The sequence below is a fragment of the Kitasatospora sp. NPDC088264 genome (assembly GCF_040685715.1).
In the GTDB taxonomy this organism is placed as follows: Bacteria; Actinomycetota; Actinomycetes; order Streptomycetales; family Streptomycetaceae; genus Kitasatospora.
Map to the genome: position 1 here is coordinate 156912 of NZ_JBFBIR010000008.1, position 12165 is coordinate 169076.

The following is a 12165-nucleotide window of genomic DNA, read 5'->3' on the forward strand; positions in this document are numbered from 1 at the left end:
AACCGGACGGCGAACAGCAGGCCTCCAACGCCGGGCGTGAGTCGGGGGAGCCCCGTTAGCCGCGGATTCCGGCCGCGTGCAGCCGGCGGCGGACCTCCTCCCACTCCGGGGTGGCCGGCGCGGTCGACCGCGCGCCGACGCCCCGGTCCTTGAAACCGCTGGACGTCGACACGCACACCACCGGCCCCTCGGCCTCCCCGAGGCCCTCGACGCCGCCGAGGCTGCGCAGCCCGGCGAGCCCGGCCGCCGCGGACAGCTCCGTCCAGAGCCCGGAGCGGGCCAGTTCGGCCTGGGCGGCCGCGAGTTGGCCGTCGTCCAGGGCCAGCACCCGGCCGCCGCTCTCGCGGACCGCGACCACGCCCCGGTAACCGCCGACCGGGGAGGCGATCGAGTACGCCTCGCTCGGCCCCACCGTCACCCGGGCCGCCGGCAGGCCCTGGCGGACGGCCAGGGCGAGCGGCGCACCGGACGCGGACTCGCAGGCGACGATGCGCGGCACCCGGTCGGCCAGGCCGAGCCGGTGCAGTTCGCTGAAGCCCTTCCAGACGCCGAAGAGCAGCTCCCCGTAGCCGGTGGGCACGAACACCGCGGCGGGCACGCCGATGTCCCGGAAGATCTCGTACGCGACGGTCTTGTAGCCCTCGGGGCCGTACGCGTGGCCGGTGTGGGTGGTGGTGAGGTTGCTGACCGGGTGCAGGCCCAGCCGGTCCACGACCTGCCGCAGCAGTGGCCAGCGGGCCTCCCACGGCACCGGCAGCACGACGGCGCCGTAGGCGTTGAGGAACGCGTCGACGGCCGGCGGCAGGTCGGGCCCGGTGATCACCACGCAGCGCAGCCCGGCCCGGGCGGCGTAGGCGGCGGCGGACGCGCCGTGGTTGCCGGAGGAGGCCACCGCGATCCCGGGCGCGCCGACCCCCACGGCGGCGCTGGTGGTGCAGCGGTTCAGCCGGTCCTTGTGGCTCCAGGTCGGGTTGCGGGCCTCGTCCTTGACGTACACCCCGGGTTCGAGCTCGACCAGCGGCGTGCCGCCCTCGCCCAGGCCCGGCGCGAGCAGCGGCGGCAGCAGCGGGGCCCACCGCTCCAGCCCGCCGCGCGGCGCCCCGGCGTCCGCGCCCGGGGCGAACAGGGCTGCCGCGTCGGCCTCGCGGTAGGCGTAGTCGACCTCGACGGGGTAGGAGACGTCCTCGGTGCCGGTGCGGGGACAGCCCGCGGTGAGCGGGGGCCACAACGGGTAGTCGAGGGTGGGATCGCCGAGGGAGCGCTGGCCGGTTGCGAGGGAGCCGTCTGTCGCCATGTCAGGAGCCTAACCGGGCCTGCGCCGCCCGGTCCGGCGGATTCCGGGGCCCGTGGCTGGGGCTGCCGCGCCCCAGGGGCTCCGGCGGGCCGCTCCTGGCTCCTGCGGCCGCTACTGGGCCTGTCGGACGGCCGAGACGTCGAACTCCAGGACGACCTTGTCGCCGACCAGGACGCCGCCGCCCTCCAGGGCCGCGTTCCAGGTCACCCCGAAGTCCTTACGGCTGATCGTCACCGAGCCCTCCAGGCCCACCCGCAGGTTGCCGTAGGGGTCGACGGCGTTGCCCGTGTACTCGACGTCGATGGTGACCGGGCGGGTGACGTCCTTGACGGTGAGGTCGCCCGTCACCCGGAACTCGCCGTCCCCGCGCGGCTCGACCGCCGTCGTGGCGAAGGCGATGGTCGGGAAGTTCGGCACGTCCAGGAAGTCGTTGGTGCGCAGGTGCTGGTCGCGCTGCTCGACGCCGGTGTCGATGCTCTCCGTCCGGATCGTCACCCGGGCGGTGGAACGGCCCGGGTCGGCGCCGTCCAGGTGGGCGCTGCCTTCGAAGGCGGTGAAGGAGCCGCGGACCTTGGTCACCATGGCGTGGCGCGCCACGAAGCCGATCCGGGTGTGGGCGGGGTCGAGGACGTAGTCCCCGGTGAGCTCGGACAGGGAGACGGTCATGGTCGGCTTACCTCCTGGGCGGGTGTGGGGCCTCTCCGGGGAATCGCGGGGGTCCTAGGGGGCCGCTGACGCCTGGGTCGGCCCCGGACCACGCTAGGTGCTGCGCCCCGTCCCCGCCCGTCGGGCCCGGGCCGCTGTCTTCCACGCGGGTGCCCCCGCCCGGGTGGACGGGGGCACCCGCGGCCGTTACAGGGCACGGGCTCAGCGGTGGCTCGGGAACTGCACCACCTGCTGGTAGGTCGGACGGTTCTGCCAGGTGGTCTTGTCGTCCGTGACACCGCCGAGCGGGCGCTGGATGATCGTGTCGGCGCACCACTGGTCGCCGACGGAGCAGTCCGCGTCGCCCGGGTAGACCTGGGCCGGGGTCTGGGCGGCCGCCCGCTTCAGGGTGTCCAGCAGCACGCCCCGGCAGGCCGCCAGATCGCCCCCGCCGCAGTACGGGCGGGCCAGCGGGCCGGCCACCTGGTCTCCCAGGACGGACCGCAGGTCCTTGTCCAGGTAGCTCCACCAGCCGTACTGGAAGGCCGAACCCTTGTGCGGGATCGCCTCGTTGGCGCTCACCGGGCCGCCGCTGCCGGGACCGGTCTGGCCGCCGGAGGGTGACTCGTTGATCTGCAGGGCGCCGGTCAGGGCCGTGAACAGCTGGTCCCCGAGGCCGGGCCGCATGACGCCCTCCGCGACCAGCGGCCACCAGGCGTCCAGGATGCGGATCGCGGCGGCGTCCGCGTAGCCGTGGCTGCCGGGCGACGTCTCCTTCCGCTGGGCGCCGTCCGCCAGCCAGGCCTCCAACTGCTGGAGCGCGGTGGCGGCGGCCGGATCGGTGACGGGGGCGCTGCGCAGCACCCGGATCAGGTCCGGCAGGACGTCCTCGGCGCGCAGGTCGGCCAGGGCGGCGCTCGCCATGGCCTGGGTGAGCGAGACCCGGCTCGCCTTGCCGCCGTTGCGCAGCAGCGCCTTGACCCGGTCGTCGAGCAGGTTGCCGCGGTGCACCGAGCCGTTGCCGAACCCGGCCGAGGTGAAGCCGTCGGCCTGCTTGTTGTTCCAGGAGATGTAGTAGTCCTGGTTGACGGACTGCGGGTGCTCGGCCGCCGGGGTGTACCGGGCGGTGTTGGTCGCGGGGTCGAAGTCGGCCCACTCGTAGGCCGGTTCGGCGCGCAGCGGCAGGCCGGCGTCGACCCCGGGGGCGCGCACCGGGTTGCTGCCGGAGTTGTAGTACGCGATGTCGCGGGAGTCGGCGTAGAACCAGTTGAAGGTGTAGTTGATGTCCTGCGCCGCCTGCTGGAAGCTCGCGGCGTCGTGCACCGCGCCCGGGTCGTTGAGCTCCTGGAAGCCGATGATGGAGTCCGCCTCGTGCCGGTAGGTGGAGCGCAGCGAGGTGAAGGCCACGGGGGCGCCGCCGACCGTGCCGCGGGCGGTCACCAGGCCGTACCTGCTGCGGTACATGACCAGGGTGTAGGAGCCGGCGGCGGTGGAGTCGGCGGTGGTCGGGTTCCAGGTGTTCTTGCGTTCCAGCCGGTCGAAGGGGACGCACTGGCCGTGCCAGAGGTAGGAGTCGGCGGCGGTGGTGGCCGGGGAGCCGTCGGTGGTGCAGAGCGGGACGGCGTAGGTGTCGGTGATGTCCTGCCCGGCGGAGGTGGCGCTCCAGGCGTAGTCCTGGCCGCGGCCTAGCTGCACGTAGAAGCTCAGGCCGGCGAAGGCCGCGCCGCGCGCGCTGATGCCGGGGCCCTGGATCTCCTCCAGCATCAGCAGCTGCGGGGCGAAGTAGCCGGTCTGCGGGCCGAACACGGCGACCGGGTGGCCGTCGTCGGTGTGGGCGCCGGAGACCAGCAGGGCGTTGGACATGCCGTGCTTGGCGGTGAGCAGGCTGCCGGGCAGCACGCCAGGGGCGGCCGTCCTCGCGGCGCCGGCGCCCGTGCCGGTGGCGTCGTAGATCATCCGCTCGGGCACCACCGAGCCGGGGTCGGGCAGTGCCTCGCCCTGCGGGGCGTCGGGGACCGGGGCGTAGGGGAAGCGCTGGCCGTCGTGCAGGGTCTGGACGGCCTCCGGGTCGTCGGCCTCGCGCAGCGACTTCCAGACCGCGTCCCCGGCGTCCTTGCCGTAGCGGGCCTCGGCGGCCGACTTGACCTGGGCGGAGGCGAGTTCACCGCCGCCGCCGGAGCCGAACAGGGCGCCGACCACGGAGGCCAGGGCGACCAGGTCGGTCAGCTTGAACGGTTCGATCGACCCGGCGTTGGTGATCGGGTCGATGTGCCCGGTCAGGTCGTACTCGCCGGGGAAGGTGCGGGCGTTGTAGGACTCCTTGGCGTACTGGTTGATGCCGTCGAGGTAGGCGTTCGCGTCGGTGAGGGCCTGGGCGGCCCGGCCGCCGCGGGCCGCCAGGGCGTCGATCTGCTGTTGCAGTTCCGCCTCGGTGTACGGCGCGGCCTGCCAGAAGCTCTGCTCCAGCTGGCGGTTGGCGGCGGCGCCGCCGGCGAAGCCGGACAGCTGGCCGCGGCCCACGTGTCGGAACAGGTCCATCACCCACAGCCGGTCCTGGGCGGCGGCGTAGCCCGCGCCGTACTCGGTGCCGTAGCGGGTGGTGCCGGTGATGTGCGGGACGCCGGTGGCCTTGTCGCGGACGATGGTGACGTCGGCGCGCGGGCTGATGGTGCTGGCCACCTGGTCGGCGGGGACGCCGAAGGAGGCGTCGTTGAAGAAGTCGCGCAGCTTGGCCTCGGTCAGGCCCGGGTAGCCGGAGGCGAGGGCGGCGTACGGGCCGAGCTGGTCGTCGGTGTGGGCGGGGCGGCTGCCGAACATCCGGTTGAGCAGGATCTCGGCGAGCGTGGCGTTGCCGTTCTCGCCGGGCGGCAGGATGTCCCGGCAGTGGCCGCCGCAGTAGTCGGCCGCGGTGGCGGTCGGGGCGGCGGGGGCGGCGGCGGTGGGGGTGGTGGTCAGGGCGGCGGTGACGAGCAGGGCCGACGCGACGGCGGCGGCCGGGAAGCGCAGGGGGTGGGGGCGTAGGCGCAAGGGGAGCTCCTCCGTCGAAGCCACGGGAGCTCGACGGTAGGGGCGTTACTGACCGGTTGGCTAGTGGCGTGCATGCCATTTCCGGTGGGGCGCGGCCGGGTTGGTGATCCGTCCGGGCCGTCTACCGCCCGGTGGCGAGGCGGGTGGCGAGGTGGGCGGCAGCGGTGGCGGGGTCGGTGCGGGGGAGGCGGGGGTGGAGGTCGGCGAGGAGGTGGTGGAGGCGCTCGCGGATCGGGCCGGGGGCGGTGGCCACCGAGCCGGTGAGGACCAGGGGTTCGGTGGGGGCGGCGGTGGCGCGGGCGAGGGCGGCCAGGTGGTCGGCGGCGGTGTCGGCGATGGCGCGGGCGGCCGGGTCGCCCTGCGCGGCGAGCCGGGAGACCAGCGGGGCGAGGGTGGCGAGCCGGCGGGGCGGGCCGGCGTAGGCCCAGCGGAGCAGGGCGTCGGGGGAGTCGGCGGCGCAGCGGGCGCGGACGGCGGTGCCGAGCGGGCCGGCCGGGTCGGCGTGGGCGTGGCGCAGGGCCTCGCGGCCGAGCCAGAAGCCGCCGCCCTCGTCGCCGAGCAGCCAGCCGAGCCCGCCGGTGTGCGCGAGCGTGCGGGCACCGGCGAGCCGGACGCAGATCGCGCCCGTGCCCGCGATCAGGACGGTGCCGTGGCCGTCGGTGACGCCGCCGGAGGCCAGGGCCGGGACGGTGTCGGGGACGAGTCGTACCGGGTGGCGCAGGCCGAGGGCGGCCCGGCAGCGCTCGGCGAACGCGTCCGGGTCCGGTAGGGAGCGGTACCCGGCGAGGCCGATCAGGCAGGCGGCGATGCGGTCCGGGCCGCGGGTGTCGAGGGCGGCCGTGACCGCCGCCGCCAGCCGGTCGAGCGCCGGCTCCGGGCCCTCTCCGGCGGGGTTGGCGCCGGGGCTCTCGCCGCGGCCCCGGACGGCGCCCGCGGCGTCCAGGAGGACGGCGCGGGTGTGGCTGCCGCCGGCGTCGACGCCGAGGTGGAGGGTGGTCATCGGGCGGCTCCGGTGCGGGCTCGGCGGGTGGCCGGGGTGGTGGTGAGCGGCATCAGGTCGGCGGCCGGCAGGGCGCCGCGGACCTGCGCGAGCGGCTGCCGCCGGCCCTCGGGGCTCCGGAGAGGGCGCCCGTGGGCCGATCGCTCCTCAGCGTAGAGGGATCGCGGCGGAAGGGTGGGCGGTCGTCGCCGTGACGGCCGCGTGCGCGGCCGTGACCAGTGCGGGGAGGTGCTGCTCCTCGGTGAGCCAGGCCAGGTGCCCGTCGGGCCGGACCAGGGCGGCGGTGACGCCGAGCCAGGCGGGCCGCGACGCGGCGAGCGGCGCGCTGTGCACCGTCACGCCCGGGCTGGTGGCGTGGGCGAGGGCGGCGAACTCGGCGCCGGCCCGGCCGGTGAGGTCGAGCAGGACGTGGCGGCCCGGGCGCAGCAGCGTGAACAGGCCGGTGCCGTCCGCGGGCCCGGCGGGCCTCAGGTCGGGCGCCCGGGAGCCGGTCAGCGGGTGCGCCCCGCCGGCGGGGTCGGCCGGGTAGGCGGTCGTGAGGCCGGCCGCGCGACCGGCCAGTTCGTCCGAGAACTCGTCGACGCCGGTGATGAGTTCGGCGAGCAGGCCGCGCAGGGCCAGCGTCGTCCGCGAGTGGTCGGTCATCAGCCCGGACTGGGCGTGGGTGGAGCGCAGCAGCTCCACGCCGACCGGGTGGCGCTCGGCGTGGTAGCTGTCGAGCAGGCCGTCGGGGGCGGCGCCGGTGATGGTGCGGGCGAGCTTCCAGCCGAGGTTGGCGGCGTCCTGCATGCCGACGTTGAGTCCGGGCCCGCCGGCCGGGAAGTGCGAGTGCGCGGCGTCGCCCGCCACCAGGACCCGCCCGTGCCGGTACCGGTCGGCCTGGCGGGAGGCGTTGCCGAAGGTCGAGATCCAGCCGGCCTCGCGCATCCCGAAGTCCGTCCCGGTGATCCCGCGGACCTTGGCGCGCAACTGCTCGAAGGTCAGCGGGCCGGGCTTGGTGTGGACGGTCGCCGTGTCGTTGCCGACCACCCGGTGCACCCCGCCGGGCAGCGGGAAGACCATCACGGTGCCCTGCTCGTTGGAGACGGAGCGCCAGCGCGGTGGCGCGTCGAGCACGGCGTCCGCCATCCAGGCCCAGGCGGTGGCCGGGGTGCCGGGGAAGCCGATGCCCGCCGCCTCGCGCACGGTGCTGCGGGTGCCGTCGCAGCCGACCAGGTAGGCGGTGCGCAGCCGGTGGGGGCCGTCCGGGCCGTGGACGTGGACGGTGACCGCGTCGTCGCCTTGGTCCAGCCCGGTGACGCGGTGTCCGCGGAGCAGCCGGGCGCCGGTCGAGCGGAGGTGTTCGGCCAGCAGTGCCTCGGTGCGCACCTGGGGGAGTGCGAGCGTGAACGGGTACGGCGTGTCCAGCCGACTGAAGTCCAACCGGGGCGGCAGTGCGGCGAAGTGCCCGCCGGGGATTCGGACGCCCTCGGCGAGGAAGGGCTCCACCAGGCCGCGGCAGGCCAGCAGTTCCAGGGTGCGCGGGTGCACGGTGGTGGCCCGCGAGTGCGGGTCGGGTTCGGTGCGGCTCTCCAGCACGGTGACCTCGATGCCCTGCAGCCGGAGTTCGGCGGCGAGCCAGAGCCCGACCGGGCCCCCGCCGGCGATGACGACCTGTTCCATGACTCATCCCTCTCTTGGTCAGTGACCAATGACTTGGCTCCAGTAGACTAGGTCAGTGACCAAGAAGCAAGCCCCGGACGCCCCCCGGACCCGACTCGACTCCGACACGGTGGTCCGCGCCGCCCTCGACCTGCTGGACGACAAGGGCGCCGCCGCCGTCTCCGTGCGCGGCGTCGCCGAACGGCTCGGCGTCCGGATGAACACCGTGCTCTGGCACGCCAAGACCAAGGGCCGCCTGCTGGAACTCATGGCGGACGCGATCGTCGGTGAGATCCCGCTCGACGACCTGCCCGCGCCCTGGCGCGAACGGGCCCGCGAGCTCGCCCACCGCTACCGGCGGTGCCTGCTGGCCCACCGTGACGGCGCGGTCATCGTCGCCGGCACCTACGCCGCCGAGCCCGGCACCCTGCGCTTCACCGACGCCATGATCGCCGCGCTCCTCGACGGCGGACTGGACGAGCGCCACGCGTCCTGGGTGTTCTGGACCATCCAGTACCTGACCCTCGGCCTGGCCCAGGAGGAGCAGGCCCTGGCCGCCCAGGACGGCGTGCACACCCTCGGCCCGGCCCTCGCCGGCGGCGACTACCCGGCGCTCGCCCGGGTCGCCCCGCACCTGGAGGACGCCGCCTTCACCGAGCGCTTCGAGTTCGGCCTCTCCCGGATCCTCTCCCCGTCCGGCCCCACCGCCCCCTGAATTCCCAGCAGCCGCCCCTCGTTGCCCCGGCCGCTCCACACGCCCCCCCTCGGGACCGCCTTTACCGGTGCTCGGCGAGCGGCGGGTGGGACGGCCGATCGGCCCTGTGGCGGCAGGTATTCCACCGATCGGCGGCGATTTTCGGCCCTCCTCCCGCACCGGGCGATCCCGGCCGCGCCGCCCCGCCGGATCGGCCCCCGCCGTTCCCCGGCCCGGGAACCCGCTGGGCAGGCGCGAGATCACCGTTTGTGAGGCTTGCCTAACCTGCTCCCCGCCGTGACCGGAGGGCGCTGTCCGCTTCCCGGTGTTGGCCGGATCGGGCGGCACGCGGACTTCTTGACAGGCGGGAGCCCATACGCCGAAGCTCATCGCAGTTGGCGAATTTCTCACCGAACTCCCGCTCCGCTTCGGCCTCTTCACGAGGCGTTTTTCTCAGCAGTGGCTTCGTCATGAGGGAAAGTGAGATCCGCTTGACGTTCGTGACCGCGGAAACCCGCGCGGAACCGGCCCGCCCGGTGAAAGCGAGACACCGGGACAGCGGCGTTCCGGACCACGGGCGGATGTACGGGCGGGCCGATGTCGAATTCCACACCACAGTGCGGGAATTCGGGTTTCCCGACCGCGCCGCCCCGGCGCGCCCCGTCCCGGCGTGCCCCGCGCACGTGACCGCACCTCCTCCGGCGACGGCCTGATCCGGAGGGCCCCGCCCGGCGCGGACGACCGCACCGGGCCGCCCGCCCCTGCCCGTCCGGCCCCGACCCGTCGCCGCCGTACCACCACCGCCTCCGTACCACCGTGTCCGTACCACCGCACGGAAGGAACAGCCATGTCGCAGAACACCTGGGACAAGGAACCGCGCCCCGCCAGGCTGGAGGAACGCCTGGACGACGGCGTGGTCCGATGTCATCTCAGCCCCCGGAACTGCCGGATCCGCCCCGGCCAGCACGGATTCTGCATGGTCCGGGCCAACCGGGACGGCCGCCTGGTGACCCTGAACTACGGGCGCTCGGTCCACGCAACCGAGGAGACCATCGAGACCGAGGCGGTGTTCCACTACGCGCCCGGCGCCCGGATCCTCTCGATGGGGAACGTCGGCTGCATGCTCAACTGCGACTACTGCCACAACTGGAAGACGTCGCAGGCGCGCCACGTGGAGGACAAGGACGTCTACCACTACACGCCCGAGGAGGTCGTGGACATCGCCGTCCGGCACGGCGTGAAGGTGATCTCCTGGACCTACAACGACCCGGTGGTGTGGCACGAGTTCGTGGTGGAGACGGCCGCCCTCGCCAAGGCGGCGGGAATCGTCAACCTCTACAAGTCCGCGTTCTTCATCAGCGGCGAGGCGATCGAGGAACTGATCCCGGTGATCGACATCTTCTCGGTGTCGATCAAGTCCCTGGACCCGAAGTACTACCGGAAGATCACCAAGGGCTGGCTGGAACCGGTCCTGGAGGGCACCGAGCAGGTGTTCCGGGCCGGGAAGCACGTCGAGGTCTCCACGCTGATGGTCACCGACCTCAGCGACGACGAGGCGACCGCCCGGGACATGGCGAGGTTCGTCGGCGAGCGGCTCAGCCCCGACGTGCCCACGCACTTCGTGCGCTTCCACCCGGACTACAAGATGACCAACACCATCCGCACCCCCGTCGACCGGCTGGAACGGGCCCGCAAGGTCGCCATGGACATGGGGCTCAACCACGTCTACCTGGGGAACGTGTACGACACGGAGTCGACCAACACCTGGTGCCACCGGTGCGGGCAGCTCCAGATCACCCGCTACGGCCTGAACGCCGACCTGGTCGGCCTGGACGCGGCCGGCGCCTGCATCGGCTGCGGCGCCCGCTCGCCGATCGTCCTGCTGCCCGACGCCCGCCCGCGCGCCCGGGTGCCGGAACTCCCCGCCGCCGAGGGCCTGGACCTGGCCCGCTTCGACTGGCACGGCGACGTCCGCGCCCTGCACGTCCAGGTGCGCAACACCTCCGCCGCGCCGGTTCGGGCCTACCACCGCCGCTACGGCGACCCGGCCGCGGAGCAGGGCTGGCAGGTCATCGACCTGGCCCCGCAGGAGAGCTTCCGGTACATCGCGGCCAAGAGCACGGCGGGCGAGGTCGGCGTCCAGGTGGCCGTACCTCCGCAGTGCACCTCCAGCCTCCACCAGGTCTTCGACCGCGCGCACTTCCCGACCGTGGAGGCCTCCGCCGGAACGCTGAACGAGGACGTCTCGCCGCTGCCGCTCTTCCAGCCCCGCGCCAGGTCATGACCGGGCCCGCGAGCGCGACGGAGCAGGCGGGTCCGATGCGGCACGGGACCGACTACCGCGTCCTGCCGTTCAGCGACGACCTGTCGGCCGTCCTCATCACCGGGAGCCACCGGCTGCTGCTCGCCCCGGCGGACACCGCCGAGCGGCTGGCCTCCGGCGTCGACCACCTGCGGCTGGACGAGCGGCGGGCGTGGGAGCGGTTGCAGGCCGGCGCCGCCACCGGCCGGGAGGCCAACCGCATCCGGCTCCGGGAGAGCGCGCTGTCCGACGGCGCCGACTTCGCGGTCAACGTCAACCTGACGAACGTGTGCAACCTCGCCTGCACGTACTGCTTCGCCGAGGGCGGGGACTACGGCCGGATCACCGAGGCGATGGGCGAGCACTCGATCGCCTGGATCTTCGACTTCATCCACCGTTACGCCGCGCCCGGGCAGCGGGTCCGCTTCGAGTTCTTCGGCGGGGAGCCGCTGGCGAACTTCACGGTGATCCGCAAGATCTGCGAACGCGCCCGCGACCTCGCCGGGCGCTCGGGCACCGAGTTCGTCCACCGGATCTCGACCAACCTCACCCTGATGCCCCAGGGCGTCGAGGAACTGTTCCGCGACCACCGGTTCATCGTCTCGGTCTCGATCGACGGCGGCCGCGAGGTCCAGGACGCCAACCGCCCGTCCAAGAACGGGAAGGGCTCCTACGACCGGATCATCCGCAACCTGTTCCGGCTGCGCGAGGCGTGCGGCGACGACGTCACCCTGGTGGCCCGGATGACCATCGCGACGGCGCAGCCCAGCCTCACCGAGAGCGTGCTCGACCTGTGGGGGCTCGACCTCTTCGACTACTTCCAGATCTATCCGGGCGTCTACCCGGTGGAGCAGGGCACGACGGTGCCGATCGCCCTCACGCTGGGGGACCGGAAGCTGTCCGAACCGAAGGGCATCCAGTACATCAACCACTTCCTCCAGCCCGGCATCGTGGAGCAGTTCAAGGACTTCCTGGTCCACTACCCGCAGCTGTTCGCCCCCGACAACCGATTCAAGGGCGTGCTGGAGTACGAGCGGGCCGTGCAGATGGTCACCGAGGGCGCGGCGGCGCTGGCGTTCTGCTCGGGCGGCCGGACGTACTACACGCACTCCCCGGACGGCAGCGTCAGCCCCTGCCACCGCCTGGTCGGCGACCAGGGCTTCGACGTGGGCACCGGGGCCGAGGGCCTCACCCGGGACCACCCCGAGTGGCGGCGCACCGTCGACGAGCACCGGGTGTGCGGGTCCTGCTGGGCCCGCTACCTGTGCGGCGGGGGCTGCCGGCAGGAGAACCACGTGGCCTCGGGCGACGTGAACGTCCTCAACACCGAGTCCTGCCAGTACCAGTTGATGCTCGCGGAGGAGGTCGTCAAGATGCTGGCCCGCTCCGCCGCCGACTACCGCGAGCGGTCGCGGGCGCGCTACGACGACCTCTTCGTCTCGTGCGGGCGCCCGGTGGTCCCCAACGACCGGCCGGACCTCGACGCGTCCGCCGACGTCCGTCCGTTCCAGGTCCTCTGCTGACGGCCTCCGCCCCCGGACCCGTCCACCACCACGCCAGGC

The 12165-nt window shown here is 73.9% G+C and carries 8 protein-coding genes; 3 read left to right on the forward strand and 5 right to left on the reverse strand.

Going from position 1 to position 12165, the window contains the following annotated elements:
* Window positions 1-55: 55 nt before the first annotated feature.
* From AB0O82_RS09570 to AB0O82_RS09590, 5 genes are all read right to left on the reverse strand, one after another.
* Complete coding sequence (locus tag AB0O82_RS09570; RefSeq protein ID WP_363581838.1) at window positions 56-1294, reverse strand: pyridoxal-phosphate dependent enzyme; 1239 nt, start codon at window positions 1292-1294, stop codon at window positions 56-58.
* A 111-nt stretch (window positions 1295-1405) separates the two neighbouring features.
* Entirely contained in the window at window positions 1406-1960 is a 555-nt protein-coding gene (locus AB0O82_RS09575) for a YceI family protein (protein WP_350880788.1), read from the reverse strand.
* 201 nt (window positions 1961-2161) lie between these two features.
* Window positions 2162-4894, reverse strand: a complete 2733-nt coding sequence (locus AB0O82_RS09580; RefSeq protein WP_363581919.1) for a penicillin acylase family protein — start codon at window positions 4892-4894, stop codon at window positions 2162-2164.
* Window positions 4895-5087: 193 nt separating this feature from the next.
* Window positions 5088-5966 (reverse strand): BadF/BadG/BcrA/BcrD ATPase family protein, encoded by an 879-nt coding sequence (locus tag AB0O82_RS09585; protein WP_363581840.1) that lies wholly within the window; start codon window positions 5964-5966, stop codon window positions 5088-5090.
* 147 nt (window positions 5967-6113) lie between these two features.
* Window positions 6114-7628, reverse strand: a complete 1515-nt coding sequence (locus tag AB0O82_RS09590) for an FAD-dependent monooxygenase (RefSeq protein ID WP_363581842.1) — start codon at window positions 7626-7628, stop codon at window positions 6114-6116.
* 55 nt (window positions 7629-7683) lie between these two features.
* Here AB0O82_RS09590 and AB0O82_RS09595 point away from each other — a divergent pair, with 55 nt between their 5' ends.
* The 3 genes from AB0O82_RS09595 to AB0O82_RS09605 all read left to right on the forward strand — a co-directional run bounded on the left by AB0O82_RS09595 (window position 7684) and on the right by AB0O82_RS09605 (window position 12126).
* The gene (locus AB0O82_RS09595) at window positions 7684-8322 is read left to right on the forward strand and encodes a TetR/AcrR family transcriptional regulator C-terminal domain-containing protein (RefSeq protein WP_363581844.1); all 639 of its coding nucleotides are present in this window, start codon (window positions 7684-7686) and stop codon (window positions 8320-8322) included.
* An 826-nt stretch (window positions 8323-9148) separates the two neighbouring features.
* The gene (amrS, locus tag AB0O82_RS09600) at window positions 9149-10585 is read left to right on the forward strand and encodes an AmmeMemoRadiSam system radical SAM enzyme (RefSeq protein ID WP_363581846.1); all 1437 of its coding nucleotides are present in this window, start codon (window positions 9149-9151) and stop codon (window positions 10583-10585) included.
* A gap of 35 nt (window positions 10586-10620) precedes the next feature.
* Window positions 10621-12126, forward strand: a complete 1506-nt coding sequence (locus AB0O82_RS09605) for a radical SAM protein (protein WP_363581848.1) — start codon at window positions 10621-10623, stop codon at window positions 12124-12126.
* Window positions 12127-12165 lie beyond the last annotated feature (39 nt).